19 protein-coding genes, 1 tRNA gene and 3 pseudogenes are annotated in these 19,941 nt (G+C 58.9%); 15 read left to right on the top strand and 8 right to left on the bottom strand.

The window, feature by feature from the left end; all coding sequences use genetic code 11:
• Positions 1–102: 102 nt before the first annotated feature.
• Entirely contained in the window at positions 103–3,858 is a 3,756-nt protein-coding gene (metH, locus tag E9677_RS22860; protein ID WP_136560369.1) for a methionine synthase, read from the bottom strand.
• A gap of 156 nt (positions 3,859–4,014) precedes the next feature.
• On the opposite strand from metH, the gene E9677_RS22855 reads away from it, so the two are divergent.
• Complete coding sequence (locus tag E9677_RS22855) at positions 4,015–5,271, top strand: AGE family epimerase/isomerase (protein ID WP_136560368.1); 1,257 nt, start codon at positions 4,015–4,017, stop codon at positions 5,269–5,271.
• A 74-nt stretch (positions 5,272–5,345) separates the two neighbouring features.
• Here the strand turns inward: E9677_RS22855 and E9677_RS22850 are convergent, their stop codons facing one another.
• Positions 5,346–6,089, bottom strand: a complete 744-nt coding sequence (locus tag E9677_RS22850) for an SIMPL domain-containing protein (RefSeq protein ID WP_136560367.1) — start codon at positions 6,087–6,089, stop codon at positions 5,346–5,348.
• A 189-nt stretch (positions 6,090–6,278) separates the two neighbouring features.
• Between E9677_RS22850 and E9677_RS22845 the strand changes: the two genes are divergently transcribed.
• A tRNA-Ile gene (locus E9677_RS22845) sits at positions 6,279–6,354 on the top strand.
• A 127-nt stretch (positions 6,355–6,481) separates the two neighbouring features.
• Here the strand turns inward: E9677_RS22845 and E9677_RS22840 are convergent.
• Entirely contained in the window at positions 6,482–6,817 is a 336-nt protein-coding gene (locus tag E9677_RS22840) for a hypothetical protein (protein ID WP_136560366.1), read from the bottom strand.
• 46 nt (positions 6,818–6,863) lie between these two features.
• On the bottom strand, positions 6,864–7,175 hold the full coding sequence (locus tag E9677_RS22835) for a hypothetical protein (protein WP_136560365.1): 312 nt from the start codon (positions 7,173–7,175) through the stop codon (positions 6,864–6,866).
• A 147-nt stretch (positions 7,176–7,322) separates the two neighbouring features.
• Between E9677_RS22835 and E9677_RS22830 the strand changes: the two genes are divergently transcribed.
• The 9 genes and pseudogenes from E9677_RS22830 (at position 7,323) to E9677_RS22790 (ending at position 13,704) form a co-directional block, all read left to right on the top strand.
• Entirely contained in the window at positions 7,323–7,739 is a 417-nt protein-coding gene (locus E9677_RS22830; protein ID WP_136560364.1) for a hypothetical protein, read from the top strand.
• A 475-nt stretch (positions 7,740–8,214) separates the two neighbouring features.
• Positions 8,215–9,120, top strand: coding sequence for a methyltransferase domain-containing protein (locus E9677_RS22825; RefSeq protein ID WP_136560363.1), 906 nt, complete (start codon positions 8,215–8,217; stop codon positions 9,118–9,120).
• Between the two features lie 490 nt (positions 9,121–9,610).
• Positions 9,611–9,760, top strand: a pseudogene (locus tag E9677_RS22820) (integrase core domain-containing protein); the annotation flags it as partial.
• Positions 9,761–9,940: 180 nt separating this feature from the next.
• Positions 9,941–10,195, top strand: coding sequence for a hypothetical protein (locus E9677_RS22815; RefSeq protein WP_136560362.1), 255 nt, complete (start codon positions 9,941–9,943; stop codon positions 10,193–10,195).
• On the top strand, positions 10,192–10,599 hold the full coding sequence (locus tag E9677_RS25445) for a RuvC family protein (protein ID WP_205910189.1): 408 nt from the start codon (positions 10,192–10,194) through the stop codon (positions 10,597–10,599). The genes E9677_RS22815 and E9677_RS25445 overlap by 4 nt, the downstream gene beginning before the upstream one ends.
• A 29-nt stretch (positions 10,600–10,628) precedes the next feature.
• Positions 10,629–11,627, top strand: coding sequence for a class I SAM-dependent methyltransferase (locus tag E9677_RS22805; protein ID WP_136560361.1), 999 nt, complete (start codon positions 10,629–10,631; stop codon positions 11,625–11,627).
• A 196-nt stretch (positions 11,628–11,823) separates the two neighbouring features.
• A pseudogene (istA, locus tag E9677_RS22800) lies at positions 11,824–12,870 on the top strand (IS21 family transposase); the annotation flags it as partial.
• A pseudogene (gene istB / locus E9677_RS22795) lies at positions 12,788–13,381 on the top strand (IS21-like element helper ATPase IstB); the annotation flags it as partial. The pseudogenes istA and istB, both read left to right, overlap by 83 nt.
• Positions 13,382–13,416: 35 nt before the next feature.
• Positions 13,417–13,704 carry a hypothetical protein gene (locus tag E9677_RS22790; protein ID WP_136560359.1) on the top strand — a complete coding sequence of 96 codons (288 nt, stop codon included), beginning with the start codon at positions 13,417–13,419 and terminating at the stop codon, positions 13,702–13,704.
• Positions 13,705–13,976: 272 nt separating this feature from the next.
• On the opposite strand, the gene E9677_RS22785 is transcribed toward E9677_RS22790, so the two are convergent.
• Positions 13,977–14,972, bottom strand: coding sequence for a hypothetical protein (locus E9677_RS22785; protein WP_136560358.1), 996 nt, complete (start codon positions 14,970–14,972; stop codon positions 13,977–13,979).
• A gap of 123 nt (positions 14,973–15,095) precedes the next feature.
• Between E9677_RS22785 and E9677_RS25830 the strand changes: the two genes are divergently transcribed.
• The 3 genes from E9677_RS25830 to E9677_RS22775 are packed head-to-tail and all read left to right on the top strand — an operon-like array spanning position 15,096 to position 15,980.
• Positions 15,096–15,218: a hypothetical protein gene (locus E9677_RS25830; protein WP_328591187.1), complete on the top strand. Its 123-nt coding sequence runs from the start codon at positions 15,096–15,098 to the stop codon at positions 15,216–15,218.
• Between the two features lie 37 nt (positions 15,219–15,255).
• On the top strand, positions 15,256–15,669 hold the full coding sequence (locus tag E9677_RS22780) for a hypothetical protein (RefSeq protein ID WP_328591186.1): 414 nt from the start codon (positions 15,256–15,258) through the stop codon (positions 15,667–15,669).
• Entirely contained in the window at positions 15,666–15,980 is a 315-nt protein-coding gene (locus E9677_RS22775; RefSeq protein WP_136560357.1) for a hypothetical protein, read from the top strand. Before E9677_RS22780 ends, E9677_RS22775 begins: the two co-directional genes overlap by 4 nt.
• A 120-nt stretch (positions 15,981–16,100) precedes the next feature.
• On the opposite strand, the gene tnpC is transcribed toward E9677_RS22775, so the two are convergent.
• The 3 genes from tnpC to E9677_RS22760 form a co-directional block, all read right to left on the bottom strand.
• Positions 16,101–17,645, bottom strand: coding sequence for an IS66 family transposase (gene tnpC / locus E9677_RS22770; RefSeq protein ID WP_136560356.1), 1,545 nt, complete (start codon positions 17,643–17,645; stop codon positions 16,101–16,103).
• 73 nt (positions 17,646–17,718) lie between these two features.
• Positions 17,719–18,060: an IS66 family insertion sequence element accessory protein TnpB gene (tnpB, locus tag E9677_RS22765; protein WP_136560355.1), complete on the bottom strand. Its 342-nt coding sequence runs from the start codon at positions 18,058–18,060 to the stop codon at positions 17,719–17,721.
• On the bottom strand, positions 18,045–18,410 hold the full coding sequence (locus E9677_RS22760; RefSeq protein WP_235883081.1) for a transposase: 366 nt from the start codon (positions 18,408–18,410) through the stop codon (positions 18,045–18,047). The genes tnpB and E9677_RS22760 overlap by 16 nt, the downstream gene beginning before the upstream one ends.
• 543 nt (positions 18,411–18,953) lie before the next feature.
• On the opposite strand from E9677_RS22760, the gene E9677_RS22755 reads away from it, so the two are divergent.
• Positions 18,954–19,889, top strand: coding sequence for an acyltransferase family protein (locus E9677_RS22755; protein ID WP_136560353.1), 936 nt, complete (start codon positions 18,954–18,956; stop codon positions 19,887–19,889).
• Positions 19,890–19,941 lie beyond the last annotated feature (52 nt).

Below are 19,941 nucleotides of genomic sequence, written 5' to 3'. Positions count from 1 at the left end.
CACGCGGGGAGAAGGCCGGTGCGGCCGCCGTCTCCCCCTTCTCCCCGTTTACGGGGAGAAGATCCCGGCAGGGGGATGAGGGGCGCCTGCGCAGTCGGCCGACTACCCCTGAGCCTTCGGCACATAGTTCAGCACCGGCCCCAGCCAGCGCTCGACTTCACGTACCTCCATGCCCTTACGGGCGGCATAATCCTCGACCTGGTCACGCTCGACCTTGGCAACGCCGAAATAATAGCTGTCGGGATGGCCGATATAGAGGCCGGACACAGATGAACCAGGCCACATGGCATAGCTCTCCGTCAGCGTCACGCCGGTCGCCTCGGTCGCATCCAGGAGCGAGAACAGAGTCACCTTTTCCGTATGATCCGGCTGCGCCGGGTAACCGGGCGCCGGCCGGATGCCTGCATAGCTCTCCGAGATCAGATCCTGGGGCGTGAAGGCCTCGTCCGGCGCATAGCCCCAGAATTCGCGGCGTACCTGTTCATGCATGCGCTCGGCAAAGGCCTCGGCAAAGCGATCGGCGAGTGCCTTGACCAGGATCGAGGAATAATCGTCATTCGCCCGCTCGAAGCGCTCGGCGATCGCCACTTCCTCGATGCCGGCGGTCACCACGAATCCGCCGACATAATCCGGAACGCCGGTCTCCAAAGGTGCTACGAAATCGCTGAGCGCGACATTCGCCCGTCCCTCGCGTTTGGCGATCTGCTGACGCAGCGTGAAGAAGGTCGCCAGTTCCTCGGCACGGTTGTCATCCTTGAACAACCGGATATCATCGCCCACGGCATTGGCAGGCCAGAAGCCGATGACGGCGCGCGGCCGGAACCAGCTTTCCGCAATGATCTTTGCCAGCATCGCCTGCGCATCGGCAAACAGCTGCCGTGCCGCCTCGCCCTGCTTCTCGTCCTGAAGAATGGCCGGATAGCGCCCCTTCAGCTCCCAGGTCTGGAAAAACGGCGTCCAATCGATATAGCGCGCGAGTTCGGCGAGGTCATAGGTCTCGAACACCTTCGTGCCGGTAAAGCTCGGCTTCGTCGGCCTGTACGAGTTCCAGTCGATCTTGACGGCATTCTCTCGCGCAGACGCCAACGGCTGCCGCTGCTTTTCGGCTTCCGCCCGAGCATGGGCCTCCGCCACCTTGGCGTATTCGCCCCTGATGCCTTCGACATAGGTCTCGTTGCCATCCTCGGATAGCAGGGCCGAAACGACGCCGACGGCGCGGCTGGCATCGGTAACGTAGACAGCCTGTCCGGCCTTGTACTGCGGATTGATCTTCACCGCCGTATGCACCCGGCTCGTCGTCGCCCCTCCGATCAGGAGCGGCACGGAAAAGCCCTGCCGCTGCATTTCGGCAGCCACATGCACCATCTCGTCGAGTGACGGCGTGATCAGCCCGGAAAGGCCAATCACATCGACATTCTCAGCTTTCGCCACTTCGAGGATCTTGGTCGCAGGCACCATGACGCCAAGATCGATGATCTCGTAATTGTTGCAGGCGAGAACGACGCCGACGATATTCTTGCCGATGTCGTGCACGTCGCCCTTGACGGTCGCCATCAGCACCTTGCCCGCCGCCTGGCGCTCGCCGGTCCCGCCGTTCAGCCGCTTCTCTTCTTCCATATAGGGAAGCAGCACGGCCACCGCCTGCTTCATCACGCGCGCCGATTTCACGACCTGCGGCAGGAACATTTTTCCCGCCCCGAAGAGATCGCCGACGACGTTCATGCCCGCCATCAGCGGCCCCTCGATGACATGCAGTGGGCGATCCGCCCTCAGCCTTGCTTCTTCCGTGTCGGTCTCGATGAATTCGGTGATGCCATTGACAAGCGCATGCTCCAGACGCTTTTCTACCGGCCATTCGCGCCAGCTCATGTCCTGCGTGCGGACCTTGGCCTCACCTGTCCCGCGATAGCGCTCGGCAATCTCCAGCAACCGCTCGGTCCCGTCCTTGCGACGGTTCAGCACGACGTCCTCACAGGCCTCGCGCAGATCCTTGTCGATGCTCTCATAGACCGCGAGCTGGCCGGCATTGACGATGCCCATGTCCATGCCCGCCTGGATGGCATGGTAGAGGAAGACCGCATGCATCGCCTCGCGCACCGGCTCATTGCCGCGGAAGGAGAAGGACAAGTTCGAGACCCCGCCCGAGATATGCACCAGTGGCATCTCCAGCCGGATCGTGCGCGTCGCCTCGATGAAGTCGACACCGTAATTGTCGTGCTCCTCGATGCCGGTCGCGACCGCAAAGACGTTAGGGTCGAAGATGATGTCTTCAGGCGCAAAACCTGCCTCTTCGGTGAGGATCTTGTAGGCACGCCGGCAGATCTCGACCTTGCGGTCGTAGGTATCCGCCTGCCCCTTCTCGTCAAATGCCATGACGACGACGGCAGCACCGTAGTTGCGGATCAGCTTGCCCTGGGCGATGAAATTCTCCTCGCCCTCCTTAAGCGAGATGGAATTTACCACCGCCTTGCCCTGCACACACTTGAGGCCGGCTTCGATGATCGGAAACTTGGAGCTATCGATCATCACAGGCACGCGGGCGATGTCAGGCTCGGCGGCAATCAGGTTGAGAAACTCGACCATCGCCTGCTGCGAATCGATCAGCCCCTCGTCCATGTTGATGTCGATGATCTGCGCGCCGTTCTCCACCTGGTCGCGCGCAACCACCAAAGCAGCGGCAAAATCGCCAGCGGTGATCAGCTTGCGGAACTTGGCCGAGCCCGTGACATTGGTCCGCTCGCCGACATTGACGAAGGGAATGTCCTTGGTCAGCTCGAAGGGTTCGAGCCCCGACAGCGACATGAAGGGCCGGTGTTCGGCAGGCGCCCGCGGCACCCTGCCCTTCACGGCGTCCGCAATGGCGGCGATATGGGCGGGCGTCGAGCCGCAGCAGCCGCCGACCACGTTGACGATGCCCTCTTCGGCAAAACCAGCGACGAGATCCGCCATCTCTTCCGGGCTCTGGTCATACTGGCCGAATTCGTTCGGCAAGCCAGCATTCGGATAGGCCGAGATGAAGGTATCGGCGACGCCGGAAAGCTCCTGCAGATGCGGCCGCATGGCGTCTGCCCCGAGCGCACAATTGAGGCCGACGGCGAAAGGCCGCGCATGGCGAACCGAATTCCAAAACGCCGTCGGCGTCTGGCCTGACAGCGTGCGGCCCGAAAGATCGGTAATCGTGCCCGAGATCATCACCGGCAGGCGGATGCCTTTCGCGAGAAAACGCTCCTCGCAGGCAAAGATCGCCGCCTTGGCATTCAGCGTATCGAAGATCGTCTCGATCAGGATGAGATCGGCACCACCGTCGATCAGCCCGTCGATCTGCTCGCCGTAAGCCGCACGAAGATCGTCGAAGGAGACGGCGCGGTAACCGGGATTGTTGACGTCAGGGGATATCGACGCCGTGCGGTTGGTCGGCCCGATGGCACCGGCCACGAAACGCCGCTTGCCGTCCTCGCGCTCGGCCCGAAAGGCCGCCCGCCGCACGAGCTCCGCGCCATGCCGGTTGAGGTCATAGACCGCCCCCTCCATTTCGTAGTCCGCCTGGGCAATCCGGGTCGAGGAGAAGGTGTTGGTTTCGAGGATGTCGGCACCCGCCATCGCATAGCGGAAGTGGATGTCCTCGATGGCGTTTGGCTGGGTCAGGATTAACAGGTCGTTGTTGCCCTGCTGGTGGCAGGCGCAGCCGAGGAAACGTTCGCCGCGAAAGTCGTCCTCCGTCAGCCCAAGCCCCTGGATCTCTGTGCCCATGGCGCCGTCGAGGATAAGGATGCGTTCGCGCGCCGCTTCTTGCAGCGCCTTCAGGATCTCCGCGCCGTCACGGTTTGCGCCCTCGCGGCCGAACAGTTGATCGAGCATCTGCGAACTCTCCTATTGCGTATGCGACATGAGCAGATCACATAAAGATATCTTTATGTCAACATTTGATCCGCTTGTGCGTGACGAAGGTCAGGCGGTGGAAGCGGCGTCGGTGATCGGCTATAGAAGCTACAACGATGCTCTCGGGAGGAAGAAATGTCGGAAAATCAATCACAGCTGCTGCCACCCCCCCCCTGGAGCGCCCGCCCCTATCATCGCAAATGGCTGCTGGCGCAGGCAGACGGCCTGTTCGATTTCTTCCAAGGCCCGGCCATCAACCCGAAGGGCGGCTTCTACGACCTGTCGCGCGACGGCAAGCCGCTGGCGACCGACAATCCCGCCCGCGGCATCCATGCCAGCGCCCGCATGGTCCATTGTTTTGCCATCGGCCACCTGCTCGGTCGTCCAGGCTCGAGCGATATCGTCGACCACGGCATGCGATACCTCTGGGAGCGCCACCGCGATCAGACCAATGGCGGCTATTTCTGGCAGGCCAACGACACCGGCGCTGCCGACGACTCGAAGCAGGGTTACGGTCACGCCTTCGTCCTGCTCGCGGCATCTTCGGCGAAATGCGCCGGCCATCCGCTGGCAGATGCCATGCTGACCGACATCACCGAGGTGATCGAGGAGAAATTCTGGGAGAAGGAGCACGGCGCCATCGCCGAGGAATTCTCCGCCGACTGGCAGCCGGTCCCCGGCTATCGCGGCCAGAACTCCAACATGCACCTGACCGAAAGCCTGATGGCCGCTTTCGAGGCCACCGGCGAGCGACATTATCTCGACAAGGCGGAAAGAATCGCCGACCTCGTCATCAACCGGCTTGCCCGCGAAGAGGGCTTCCGTGTTGCCGAACATTTCGATGAAAACTGGACCGTCGACCGCAGCTACTATCACCCGAACGAAATGTTCCGTCCTGCGGGCACCACGCCCGGCCACTGGCTCGAATGGGCAAGGCTGCTGCTGCAGCTCTGGGTGCTCGGTGGTAAAACACACGCCTGGATGCCGGAGGCCGCCCGCGGCCTCTTTTTCCAGTCCATGGCGCTCGGCTGGGACAAAGCCAAGGGGGGGTTCTTCTACACGCTCGACTGGGAAAACGCGCCCGACAAGCGATCCAAGCTCTGGTGGCCGCTCTGCGAAGGAGCCGCCGCCGCCCACTTCCTCAACCAGCACCAGGAAAGCGATTTCCACGAAGAGAGCTACCGCAAGATCTGGAACTATATCGCGGGCAACAGCCTCGACCGGGATTTTGGCGGCTGGCACGAGGAGCTGACCGAGGACGGAAAGCCCTCGCACAGTCTTTTCCCCGGCAAGGGCGATATCTACCACGCCCTCCAGGCCTGCCTCATCCCCCTCTTCCCAGCCGAAGGCAGCCTGACGAAGATGATATCGGAGCATCCGCTCGACATCTGATCGACAACTTGGAACGTGGCATGCGAAAGGGCCGGAAAACCGGCCCTTTCTCGTTCCATTGATCGGTCGAGCGGTTACTGCTCGATCGCATAGGTGATGTTGACGGTCACCGTGTAGCGGTTCTCGCCAGACGCGATCGGCACCGATTCGTCCATGCGCTTGGCCATCGGGGCCGCCGCATACATCTGCGGCATGGGCTGGGCGAAATTCTCCGAAATCTCGACGACACGGCCGAGCTTCACACCGGCCGCTTCCGTCAGTGTCTTCGCCTTGGCGGCAGCCTTCTCGACCGCCTGCTTGCGCGCTGCTTCGACGGTCTGTTGCGGATCGTCATTGGTGAAGCTGATCCCGCCACCCTGATTGACGCCGAGCTTGACCGACCGATCGATGATCGTCCCGAGCTGCGCCAGATCGCGCACGCGAACCGTCAGACCATTGCTGACGGTATAACCGACGATCACAGGCGCCTCATAGGTTCCGTCAGGCTTGTTCTCCTGCCGATATTTCGGCTGGATCGAGAAGTCGGTTGTTTGCAGATCCTTGTCCGCAATACCCTGCCCCTTGAGATCCGCCAGCACTTCGGTCATCGCCGCGCTGTTGGCAGACAATGCCTCACCCGCCGTCTCGGCGTCGCGCACGACGACGAGCGAAATGACCGCCATATCGGGCGCGATGGTCGCCTCGCCCTCGCCCGACACCATGATCGTCGCTTCGCGACGCTCCGTCTCGGCGGCGAGCACCGGCGCAACGAAGCCGGCCGACAGAACAGAGCCCGACAGCGCCGTTGCAATGACGAGGCTGCGTGTGAATTTCAGCATGTAATATTCCTTTGTCCCTCGGTGCCAGCGGACCTTTTCGTCTCACCCGGCACGATGCCCTTCCGGCCACTGTGATGACGCGTGATTGTGAAGCCATTGCGGCAGAGGCTTGTCGCATACCGGAAATTGCGTTAGAGCCCGTGACAGGAGCGGGGTGACCATTACCCGCCCGACGGCGAATGCCGGGCTGGGCCCGTAGCTCAATGGTTAGAGCCGGCGGCTCATAACCGCTTGGTTGGGGGTTCGAGTCCCTCCGGGCCTACCATTTCCGTTCTAAGTCTTTGTTATATAGTCCTTTTTTTCACTACTTGCCCCACCAAATCCGTGAGCTGCTCAAAGTGGGACATTATTTCGTGCCACATATGATTTCCGGCGCTCGAAGCCAGCGTCGATCACGCTTGAAATGGGCCGTCTTCGTATTGTGCTGCGCCATCTTCGAATCGGACCAGCCAAGGATAACCATCAGCTGATGTTCCGTCGCACCAGCCTCTTTTCTTGAATGTCAAAGCCTTTAGGCGCCTGTTATGCGCTTCGAGCGCCAGTGAGGCCCGATTGAGCGCTATCGGATCGAACACGACAGCGACAACCTGCGCAGTGGCCGGTGAATTCGTGGGAGATGAACTCTGCCCCTGCCAAAGCCCCAGGGTTCGAACGGCGAAAATGACTGCCAAGACCGCGCCGAAGGAGATCAGCGCCATCGGCGGCAGGTTAGCTATCTGCTGTTCCATTCCTGATTTCCCCCTCGTCATGCGCGGCGCGGTGGATATTGACCAGTTAACCAACCGCAAAAGCGGATAGATAGCGAGCCACGTCAAGACGACATCGGAGGATGTAAAACCCAAATGTGATGCCTGTCCAGATGATGCAGCCGATCGCGGCTGACACCTCCCTGATCTGTGGCGTCACGTTCTTGCGCGCGCCGTTGATGATCAGCCCGACGATGCGCAGCATGCCGACCCCGAACATGATCCACCCTAAAAGGTCCTCGGATGGGAAGAGATCCCGGAAAACCTTCCACGCGGGCTGATTGAAGGTCTGCGTCGGCATCAGCAGAACGCAGCCGAACATCATCATGTTCGCCGCCATGAACCATTCCATCATGCGAGGCCCGAAGCGATGCTGGATACGGATCCAGATCCCCGGCCCTCTATTGCCGCCCGCCGGAGTCATGAATGCTTCACCTTCTCGGAGGCCTTCATCACTGTATGCCCGCTCATGCAAAGACCGGTATAGATGGTGAAGATCCCGAGGACGTTGGCGAGATCGATGCCGACCTCGATATGGATGCCTGGCACGATTGCCCATCCATCCGTCAACCTTGCCAGGATCAAAACCGGCCTTCTCCAGCAGCCCCTGCGCTTCCCGCACCAGCTCGTCTGGTCCAGAGGGTTTCACCGGCTGCTGGACGCGCTGCACGCCCTCCGGCTTGGTGTAGCGATGCTCGCTATAGTCGCCGCGGAGGAAAAGCGCTGCCTCTTCCCAGCGCCGGCGCACCAGGCCAGGAAGCTTATTCCCGCCGGCGGTGTTGTCGTCGCTTCCGAGGATCTAGCCCGCAGACGCCAAGTCACCTCGCCGTCAGGCATCATCAGCCAAACATCCATGGCGCCTGTGCCGAGGTTGAAGATCGCGCTGGTTGCCGCATCCATCTGATGCTGTAGGCGATCGGCGGGGGAACTTTTCACCACGGCCGGCTCGAATTCCTCGGCCAGCACGGCCGCGAAGATCGCGTCGCTTGCCAGGCGCGAGCTTGGCGATCCCGACCTTAGCTAGCTCACGCCGCACAGCGGCGCTGCGCATATTGAACCCGGTTCCGATCGTTGGGATGTTCACAGGATCGTGATAGCACGTCAAAACAGTGCCTTCATGGCCACGCGTCAAGGCGTGGCCAGGTGGTGCGCGATCATGGGAGATCCATACTTAAAGTTGGTGGTTAAACGATGCGCCAAAAAGATCCGCAGCGAACAAATAACTGGCGAGTCACTGTGCGGGATTGCCAATCCCTTTGGACGTGAAATCGGTGCATAGCCCCAATGACGCCCTAGGGAACCATAGACCCCGTCTGAAATGTTGACGCCTCAACAGCCCAGTGTTCTATAGGCATCAACATTGGCTAAAGGGGCACAGCATGCTGGACAAACTAAGACGTTGGGCAAAACGGGTAGATAACAACACGAAGCGGTCAACAGAACAGCTCAAAAACATCGAGAAGGATGTAAGGGAGTTGAAGCGCTTGATATCCGCACCGATTGCGCGAGGCCATTCAACCGCATCCTGGACAGATCCCGAACTTGAAAAAGCGGAAACTAATTCCGCATCTGTTGTTCACGCCGCAATAAAAGGCGTCTGGAACGATCACAACGACGAAGAGTATCGTAAGGACCAATCCCACTGGCGAGGCGTTGGCCGATGGGTCGATGATGCGGCATGGCAGGCCATTGGCCGGAGATCTCTCACTCGCTTCAATAGAGCTTGGATGCTAGCCGGAAGGAGCGCCGACGAACTGAAAGACCTTACCCTTTTGGAGTGGGGTCCCGGCGGCGGTACGAACGCCTTCGCGCTACGTGATATCGCTTCAGTCTTCTACGGGGTGGATATATCTGAGAAGAACCTCTCAGAATCGCAACGAATGATCACTGCTGAAGGTCGACCGGACTACTTCCACCCAATTCTGGTTCAAGGCGAACCGAGTTCGGTGTTGCCACATGTGCCGACGCGTTTGGACGGATTTCTCAGCACATCCGTCTTCCAACATTTCCCATCGCGGGAGTACGGAAAAGAGGTCCTTGCCGCGATCAGAGCGGTCTGCAAGAGCGGCGCCGTGGGTTTCATTCAGATCCGATTCGATAACGACAACAAGCGATATAAGGGAATTCAAGCGCTGCACGAGTATGAGAAGAACCACATTAGAGCGACCTCCTACCCCTTGGACTCATTCTGGAGCTTGCTGTCAGAAACCGGCTTCACGCCGCTCGCGATTGACGGTCTTGCGGACCGAAATAACCAGGCAACATTCTACATGCTTGCGAAGTAGATCTAGTTTCAGGGGGAGTGACAAAAGCGATGATTGTAAGAGCTATAGACTGGGTAAGACGACCTGATGCCCGTGCCAAAATTGCCAGCTGATACCATCCGCCACCCATTGATCCGTGGAGATACTCGCTTGACGCGCTGGCCTTTCCTGGGGAGAGCGCACCATGATGTGTCATCCCCTCGGCTAGAGTGCGCGCTTTAGCCGGCACACAACTTAAAGTATCCGCCGCAGCGGCATGAGCACATACTATGAGACGCCACGATATCACGTCAGCCAGATCAGCTCGGCCAGTCGCAGTTCGGAAGTCGCTCCGGCTGTCACCAGCGACGGCCCTGTGAAATGAACATTATCCGCAGCAACCGCTAGATTGCGAATGTCGGCAAGAGCCACTTCCGGATATTGCGCTGCAATTTGCTCCAGGACCTGGATGATGTTGGTGAATGCCTGATATGGAGTGCCGATTACAATTCGCGCTCCGTTCGGCAGATATCACGCCTACAAGACCGTGTCCGAAGCCCGTGTCGGCATTAGCCGATATCTGACCTTTTATAGTAACCGACGCCCACATTCATCCCTTGACCGGCAGACGCCGGATCAGGCCTACTTCAACGCGCTGGCGCCAATGATGGTGGCGGCATAATCGAGGCGGAATCCACTTAGCGAAACGCCCGAAACTGTTCAGACAAACCGAGCCACCTCTGTGGAACCCCCATCGCCCCTACCGAATGTGGCCGGGGACGGCTGGTTCAGTCAGGTCGTTTCTTTTCTCGTTAAGCACGACATGCTGGATGCTCGCGATGAGTAGGACATCGGTGATGTCATGGCAGCTCTTGCCGACAATTACGAGCCTCGGTTCGCCGGGGAAGGCGATGCGATCGACGCAATCCAGCGCTTCATGGACGAAAGGGGCTTGAAGTGGAAAGACCTGTTCCCGGCGAAGTCTCGCGCCTCTGAGCGCATGCGCCGCAAACGTCCACTCTCCATTGCGACCATCCGAAAACTTTACTTCGAGCATGGCATTCCCGCCGAGGTTCTGATTTCGCCATATCGCACGACAGAAGGAGAAACGCCATGACCGACGAGCAGATCAAGCACATGGTTGACCGGTTCCTCGGCTGGAAGCTGCCAGATGATTTCAGCCCCGACGCGCGCATCAGCTTCAAGGCCGATTTCAACGAGCTTACCGACTTCCAGATGAAGCACGAGCCAGTCGGGACCAACCTTCTCAGCGCGGCCCAGGCCGAGGCCATGGTTCGACACCTGCTTGCAGGCCTCCCGCCCTCTCAACATGTGGCGGGTGAGCCGCACCCCGACGATCTAGCCGTTGACCGCCTCGCCGCCGCCATGAAAGCCAAGCACTTTGCTGGGGTTCAGGCGAGGAACCACAAAGCGCGATGTATCTGTCATGGTGATGTCATCTTCTCCATTACCCGTCGCTTCCTTGCGTTGCCGGTTGCCGTCCCGTCATTGTACCGCTAGGAACAAGAAACATCGTGAAAGGGGACATAATGGTGAACGGCAGGCGCATCCTGAGCAAACTAAAATCCGCGATCTCAGGAGCATCGATGATCCCATCTCTAGATGTGCGATTGAAGCGGATTGAGAAGATCCTCTCCGCGCCACCAAAAGGCGCGGCATCGAAACCGACCCAATTACCGCTTCCGCCGATGCGGCTCTTCTCAATCGAGAAGCAGCTTGTACCGTGCCCAATTTGTGGCGCTGGTGAAGTAAAGTGGGCCTCTGCATACCCCTCAAACGAACCTATGTTCAGGCGCGCGATTACCCTCTTCTGCGGCGAATGTGGTTCAGGCTACGCCCCTGATGCCGACGATTTAATCTCGGATTTTTACCGAGCCGACTACGCGAGGAGCAACAGGAAAGACCGCGAAATTCCTCCAGAGCAATACTTCCTCGGAGAACCAACCCCGAAGCTCAAAGGGTATTTTTCTAGAGCCAAACAACAGGCGGATGCCTTAGCGAGGGCCGGGGCCCATTTCGGGAACGTCCTCGACTACGGATCTGGCCCAGGTTACTTCCTCTACATCTCGGGAGCAGAGCAAAAATTCGCTGTCGAACTTGATCAAGAGAGCCGCAAGTATCTCGACTACATCGGCGCTGAACAACTTCATGCTGACAGTCTTCCAGTGGCGGCTTTCGATGTCATCGTGGCTTCCCACGTGGTCGAGCACTTCACTGCCTCGACGCTAAGTCCCCTGCTGGGATCAATGCTGGCCGCTTTGAAGGACACCGGACTTCTTCTCATCGAGGTACCGAATGGCGGGCATACCTATATCAATCTGACTGCGCGCCAAGATCCGCACACATTGTTCTTCACACCGCAGGGACTTAGGTCGGCGGTCCAGAACGCTGGGGGCAAGATTGTGAAGGAGTACTTTCGAGGAGAGCCCGAAGGAGGCCCCCCGGCTCATCAGGTATATTTCCCTGATCGGAGCGATACATTTGCCAGCACACGACATGGAGGGCTGACGATCATCGCTAAAAAGTAGACATCACAGAATGCGGGCCATTTCCGCCAGCCTCGCCTCATAAGTCGCCCCAGCAGCTAGAGCATTTCCGGCGAAATCAGAATCGCCTACAATGCTCTATCTCTTTGCTTTAACGCAATTCCGAACGCAAAACCGGTTCCCACTTTTGCTGGAATTGCTCTAGAAGAGACAGGCCACTGAATTGGGGCCTGACCGCAAGCTGAGTTACTCCAGGGCCTTCATTGTCCGGGCATACCTCCTGCAGACGCATGAGATGCGGTTCGATGCCCATAACCAAGCGTTCCGTGTCTTCGCTGGCATCCCCGGTCGCGGCATCTACGACAACATGCGCACGGCGATCGACAAGGTCGGTCATGGCAAAGAGCGCGACGTCAACGTCCGCTTCATGGCGATGGCCAGTCATTATGTGTTCGAGCCCGAGTTCTGCAATCCGGCGTCCGGCTGGGAGAAGGGACAGGTCGAGAAGAACGTGCAGGATGCGCGTCATCGCTTCTTTCAACCGATCCCGCGCTTTCCATCACTGGAGGCCCTGAACGATTGGCTCGAGGAGCGTTGCAAGGAGTTCTGGGCCAAGACACCCCACGGTCAGTTGCGTGGCACTATTGCCGACATCTGGGCCGAGGAAGTTCCAGCTCTCATGCCACTCTCGAGGCCGTTCGACGGGTTCGTCGAATATACGAAACGGGTCACGCCTACCTGCCTCGTGCATCTGGAGCGCAATCGCTACAGCGTTCCGGCATCCTTCGCCAATCGACCGGTGAGCCTCCGGGTCTATCCGGATCGTGTCGTGGTTGCCGCAGAAGGCCAGATCGTCTGCGAGCACCGTCGCGTCATCGATCGTTCCCATGATCGGCCAGGACAGACCATCTATGACTGGCGTCACTATCTGGCGGTGGTGCAGCGTAAGCCCGGTGCTCTTCGCAACGGCGCACCGTTCATCGAGCTTCCCGATGCATTCCGGACCTTGCAGCAATACCTGCTCAAGAAGCCGGGTGGCGATCGAGAGATGGTCGATATCCTGGCACTCGTCCTTCAGCACGACGAACAGTCCGTGCTGTCGGCCGTCTACATGGCGCTGAAATCTGGCGTTCCGACCAAGACGCATGTGCTGAACCTGCTGCATCGGCTCGTTGACGGTAAATCCTTAACGCCGCCTACCCAATCTGAACGGCTTCGACTTTACCAGCAGCGAGATCAACGAGGCTCTCGTGCAGCAACTCCATCGCTGCGACTTCCTCGATGATGCCAACAACATCGTCCTAGTCGGCGGACCTGGCACGGGTAAGACGCACATTGCCACCGCGCTCGGCGTTCAGGTCATTGAGCATCGCCACAAGCGAGTGAGGTTCTTCTCGACGGTCGAACTGGTCAACGCGCTCGAGCAAGAGAAGGCGCAAGGCAAGTCGGGACAGATAGCCAATCGGCTCGTTCACTCCGATCTCGTCATTCTCGACGAGCTGGGATACCTGCCATTCAGCGCTTCAGTTGGGGCGCTGCTCTTCCATCTGCTGAGCAGGCTGTGCGAGCGTACCAGCGTCATCATCACCACCAACCTCAGCTTCAGTGAATGGGCAAGCGTCTTCGGCTACGCAAAGATGACCACCGCGCTGCTCGACAGGCTCACCCACCACTGCCACATCCTCGAAACCGGAAACGACAGCTTCCGCTTCAAGAACAGCTCGGCCCATCAGCCCAAAACATCAAAGGAGGAACGCAGGAACTTGACCCCGACCATCAACACGAACGATACCTAAAGGCGGGTTAATTCTCGGTGGAAGGTCAGCTCTCAGTGGAAATCAACAATCAAGGGCTATGGACTGCGCATTATCTTGCCAGAGCCACGGGTGAAAGCCAGCGCCTTGTCATATCAGCCCGAAACGGTCGCAGCATAAACGACTGGCACGATGGCAGCGTTACCGGCCCGCAGTATGCCCGCATACTCGCCATTTGCGACCAGGCCGGAATATCAAAGTTCGACTGGTTCGGCTGGAACCAGGGCAGCGCCGACAACAGCACTGCAAGCACCTATCGCGCCCGCTGGGATGCGCTTGTCGCGAAGATGGAGCGGATGGCCTGATTGACGGGTCAACGCCGATCTTCGTATCTGAAGTCGCGGTAATGCATACGCCTGCCATGAACGTTGTCCTGCGGGAAATCGCGGACGCAGACCCGCGTGTAGGGCTAGCCCGCCTGGCCCATTATCCAACGGTGGACAACGCGCATTTCACCGGTGACGCATTGGCGCGGGCTGGACATGAAAGCGCTCGCGCTCTTTCGGAGACTGTCGGGACGATCTTTTCAAACGTGATCAATCCTGCGTCAGTCACTCAGGTGACTGGCTCAGGTTATTCACGACTTGCCTAGCGACTGTATCTGCATCAACCTCTGCCTAAGTTTTTCCATGGCGCCCTTCAGCCCGTCATCTGACAAGTCGGATGACTCCTGGTGCTGAAGCCGCAACTCGCGGGTCAGCGCAGTTGGATAGGGCGTCTCTGCGATCTTGGCGGAACGCAATCGGTCTGGCCTGACGAAGATGGAGGTGATGTGCTTGCCCTCCTGATGGTCGGGGATCGGGTCTCCGGGTCTGGCGCAGAAATCCAGACGAGTGAAGTGATCCGCCGGTATCAGCTCATCAGCGAGCGCGGAGGTGAACTGAGACTCCGTATTGTCGACCACGATTATGTCGACGTTGCTGGTGTCATCGTGCATTCTTTTCATCATGACCAATGGACGAACTGCGCCATCGAAGGCCCAAACGTTATGGCCGTCGAATGTCGGCGTCAGCAGGTCTCTTTCCATCAGTAGCGCATCCTCCTCGGACAGGACGTCGTTCTGCTTCCAATAGGGCTTCAGTCCCGAGTTGAATGACGGGTTCCAATCTGCAGGCGCCATATAAATGCGAAGACGTTTCAGGAGATCAGGGCGAGACATGGCGTGGGCAAGAATAGCCGCGGCCCAGTCTGCTGATGCTTCGACCGTGGTTACCCCCTCGACGTGCTTTGCCCACCAGATGGAGCTGCGGCCGCCACCGTATTCCAGGACCCGATCAGACCGTAGCAGGTTTGCCTCGAGCCACAGGACGGATGACGCGGTAAACCAAGGCGTTTCCGCCGCCAGCCAAGGCAAGCGCGTGCTTACCAGTTTTCGCACCCACTGAGCGGTGTCGTCTTCCACGCCGTCAAGGTTCAGTGGCTTTGAGTTTGATCGCTCGCCTGGCTTGTCCGGCATATTCTTTGTGGAAGGGTTGTGGGCTTTCAAACTTCTCTCCAGTGCTTCCAGGCGCTCCAACGTCTTTCTGCTGTTGCTGTCGACGCGCCTCGCCCACTGCCTGATCTTGGAAAGCATTAAGATCCACTCCACCAACTAAACCCAGTAGCGCAACCTTAGATCACTGGAATTCGCAAGCGTCAATCGACAGCCAGCGGTGCATCCCAGCCGCGGTATGCTCTCAACCTCAAGGATATCGTCATGATTACGAACCGCGCAGCGTTTTTCGCTGCCGTGCGCTCGTCGCTGTTTGGCGGCAGGCTCTCGGAGAGCCAGGTTGCCGGATGGAAGCCATCCTGGATGAGTGGGCGGGGCAGGGCCTGACCGACCATCGCTGGCTGGCCTACATGCTGCAACAACCATGCATGAAACGGCCAATACGATGCTGCCGATCACCGAATACGGCGGCCGCAAATACTTCCACAAATACGACACCGGAAAGCTCGCCAAAGATCTTGGCAACATGCCCGAGGCTGATGGCGATGGCTTCCTCTACCGCGGCCGGGGCTTCGTGCAGATCACAGGGCGTGCGAATTACCGAAAGTTCGGTATTGAGGCTACTCCGGAGAAGGCTCTGGAATTGCCGACCGCTGTGAAGATCCTCTTCGTGGGCATGAAGAACGGTGTTTTCACGCGTCGCAAGCTCTCCGACTATTTCAGCGGCCCGAAGGCTGACCGGATCAACGCGCGCCGCATTATCAACGGGACCGACCGCGCCGCTCCCATTGCGGATCTCGCCCAGTGTTTCCTGAAGGCAATCGAGGTTTCCCGATGAAGGAGCCGACCGGAGAGCCCGGCTGGACCTGGCGGCGGGCGATCATTTTCCCGGTGGTGATCTGTGCCTGCTGGCAGCTGCGGCTCGTCATCGACGCGCCTGACACCCGCGTCAACGAAACTATCGCCTATGGCTGGATGACCCTGATCGGTGTTCTGGTCGTGGGCTACACGGGCTTTGCCACGGTGCAGGACGTGGTCGCGATCTGGCGGCTGCGCACGGGGCGGCCCTATGCGGCGCAAGCGGATATCGGCGGCATTCCGCAGGACCATCCGGTCGAGGGCGATCTTGCGCGGCCATATGGCCATTGACTGACTTCAATCGAAAGAGACGACAATGACGGTAGGTGCGAGCAAGGTATCGTGCGCCGCAGAGGACTGGACGCTGATTGCATTCGGCGCAAACTCTGGTAATAGGCAAGCTGAGGCCGTTCAGGCTTCGTAGTTGCAGGGCATGAGTGCATCGAGATCGCTGCTGGGCCAGCCTTTGGCGATGCGCTCAAGGGTCTGGGTGAGCCAGGCCTGCGGATCGACGTTGTTCATCTTTGCCGTCTGAAGGAGCGTGGCGATTGTCGCCCAGGTCCTTCCGCCGCCGTCGCTGCCAGCGAACAGACTGTTCTTTCGCGTAATTGTCTGCGGCCTGATGGCGCGCTCAACGATGTTGGAGTCGAGCTCGATGCGGCCGTCGGTGAGGAAGCGCTCGAAGATGGAGCGACGCGAGGTGGCATAGCGGATCGCCTCGGCGAGCTTCGACTTGCCGGAGATCCGCGGCAGGGTCTTCTGCCAGAGAGCGAAGAGCTCCATGACAACCGCAGCAGATGTCGCCTGGCGCGCCGCGACACGCGCGTCAGAGCTCTGCCCCCGCGCTGCTGCTTCCACTTCCCAGAGCTTCGCCATCAGCTCCACCGTCTCGGTGGCGATCTTGGAGCTATCCGAGGCGTGGAGCTCGTAGAACTTGCGCCTGCTATGGGACCAGCAGCCTGCGAGTATTACGCCATCATTGCCGCCGTCGGATCTGGCCAGCTTGTTGTAGGCACCATGGCCGTCAACCTGCAGAATACCGCGATAGCCACTCAGATGCCGGGCGACCCGATCGCCCGCGCGGCTATCTTCAAAGCGATAGGCGACCCTCGGCGGACCACTGCCACCGAAGGGTCTGTCATCCCTGGCATAAGCCCATAGCCAGGCCGTCTTGGCCGATCCGGATCCGGGTGCGAGCGTTGGCAACGTCGTCTCGTCAGCAAAGATGCGCTCCGCCTTTTTGATCTCGGCCAGGATGTAGTCGGCCAGGATATCAAGCTCGACCTTGTCGCGGGCATAGATTGCCTCCTGCCGATAGAGAGGAAGGCCATCGGCATACTTCGAGACCGCGATCTGGGCGAGAAGCGCTTCCGTTGGAATGCCGCCCTCGATGATGTGCGCGGGTGCGGCTGCCTGAACGACGCCGTCTTCGTTCTTGAAGGCATACTTCGGCCGCCGGGTGACGATGACGCGGAACTTCGCCGGCACGACGTCCAGCCGCTCAGAGACGTCTTCTCCGATCAACACCTTTCGCTTGCCCGCATGCTCGGGCAGTTCATCCGGTTCGATCACCACTTCGACGCGCTCCAGATGAGGAGCAAAGCCCTTGCGCGGTCGCGGCGGACGTTTGCCATCAGTCTGAGCGGCACCCTTGTTCACCTGGGCTCGGATTGCCGCGATGCCGGTCTCGATTTCCTCGAAGACAAAAGCCTGCTGCTCTTCATCGATGCCTGGAAAGCCGAGCTTCTCCGATCGCCGACCGAAGCGGGCACGATCGAAGGCTTTCAGGATCTGGGTCAGTCGCTCGATGCGTTCATCAGCATCGGCGTTTCTGGCCTTCAGATCTGCGACCTCGCTCTCGAGAGCATCGGCGCGCGCAGCCTTCTCGGCCATGGCAAGGACCATGGCTTTCAGGGTCTCTACATCATCCGGGAGCTGCAAATCGGGCGGCGTCATAAGGCCTACCAGAGCATATTTTGCTCCGGTTTTCCTGCCCTTTCAGACGCTTGATTCACTTCGCCGCAGGCCTTTACCCAACAATCTCCGGCGGCTTTACCGCCACCGATCGGACCCGTTTCCAGTCCATGCCATCAACCAGCGCCATGAGCTGGGCATGATTGAGCTGCACCCGGTTATGGCCGATCCGAGGCCAGCAGAACTGTGCCTTCTCCAACCGTTTCGAGTAGAGGCAGACCCCGGATCCATCCCACCAGACGATCTTGACCCGGTCGGCCCGCTTTGCACGGAAGACATACAGCGAGCCGTTGAACGGATCATTGCCGGCGTCCCGCACCAGCGACAGCAAGCTGTCCGGTCCTTTGCGGAAGTCGATGGGATGGCTGGCGAGGAAGGCCTTTACACCTGCGGGGATCCTGCTGAACGAACCGCCCGGATCACGCGCTGCAGATGAGCTTCGTCAGCATCGACGGGAGCGCGCACGACGACATCGCCAATCAGAACTTCGATTACTATCGCAACGCCTGCAGATGGCGTGATTGCCTTATGAACGCTCGAGCCTGTGCTCTCCTTGTGAGGGCCAAGCGCGGCGCGACGCCAGCCAAATAGTTGTGACGGGTAGATATCGAGCCGACGTGCAATCGCTGAGACGCTCGAACAAGGCTCGAGTGCCTCTGCCACCGCCCGCGCTTTAAAATCATCCGACCAGCGTCGGCGAAGCTGCCGGGGTGCGCCCTCAAAGCGGTCCGCAACAGCCTCGATCATATGGAAAGTTCTAGTCACAGAGCTAGAGCATCGCCGGCGAAATCGGAGTCGCCTTCCATGCTCTATCTCTTTGTTTTTACGCAATTCCGGACGCAAAATCGGTTCCCATTTTTGCTGGAATTGCTCTAGGCGCAGACATAGCAGCTCACAGCGGTTCATCTTGTGGGCTACCGATAGCCGACCGCTAAGCTGCTTCGCCAGATGGGGTCTGCTTGTCGCTTACCGGAGAGCCAGCATAGGATCAGAACCACCGTCCAGTCGCTGTAACGCAGGCGCGGGTGGAACGATGGGAACTCGTCGAAAAGTAACGGCCGTCACACTGGGCATGCCCCGGGTGCGAATCCTCGCCCATCCGCTGTAAGCAGTCGCTTGCTCAAAACTTCGACCATCTCGACAAGTGACTCCGCATCTGGTTCACGCAGAAGGTCAGCAAGGACCTGAAAAGGAGCGGCAAACCCGAGCGACGATATGGGTGCACATTGCGCTCTACGACGCCGAAGATGATGATTGAACTAGACGCTCCAAGAGCTTAAGCAAAGATTGATGAACAAAATTTCAAAATCATCCGATGCCGTGATGCGGAATCACACTGCTGATACGGTGAAGGCGATCCTCATTTTGCTGGTCGTCTTCGGCCACATATTCACCGAGCGCGCTGTGGACAATGACATAAAGGGCGCAATCTATCTCTTTCATATGCCAGTTTTTCTAGGTTGGTCGGGGTACTTTTTTGGGCAAAGCAACGGTGGTATTCAGTGCCTGTGGAAACGGGCATGGCCTCGTTATTTGCGCCCTTGGTTAATAGCAAACCTAGTGTTTCTGGCTCTGCTATGGATGACGCACGGGAAGTGGCCTGCTTATACCTTGGCGGGATCGATCCTAGACCCTTGGTTTCACCTATGGTACATCCCCTGCCTCTTCGGGTTTGCGATGGCGTTTGCTGCGTGGCAGCGATCAAGAGTGTGCCTGCTGCTCATCTTTATGGCGCCACACGCGACCCTACTTTTGGGCGTGGACCTGATGCAGATCATTGGGAACATTGATAATAGATATATATATTACGGCCTGTATTTTGCTATCGGTGTACTGATCCGCGAGGCGGTGGGAACTATTCCTTTTCGCTTGGCGATAACGATCTTGGCGGCGGGCGCTTTGGGTGCGGCGGCAACTTTCTGGGGAGAGCTAGGAAGATCGTGGTTGACAGTCGCTAGGTGCGCCATCGTGTTCGGTGTGATTAGTGCGATGGATGCTCGCCCCGGATGGCAAACGCGCCTTGGGTCTTCCGTTTTCGCTACCGAAAATCTCGCAATTTATCTCTATCACTACGCGGCCATCATGATTATCAGAGAGGTGAGCGATATCGAAAGTGTTGCTTATTGGCCGATTGCTGGATTTGCGTCGCTAGTAATCGTTCCTCTCTTAATCAAATTGATCAGGCGGTGGCCAGCAAATGAACTCCTATTAGGGCCGCGCATTTAGCTCCCGTACCACTGACTAACATCAGCCGCCCCTGTCACTACTCCTAGTGTTT

This window comes from Peteryoungia rhizophila, from assembly GCF_004912145.1.
Taxonomy (GTDB): domain Bacteria; phylum Pseudomonadota; class Alphaproteobacteria; order Rhizobiales; family Rhizobiaceae; genus Allorhizobium; species Allorhizobium rhizophilum.
This window is presented reverse-complemented; position numbering and strand designations above follow the sequence as displayed.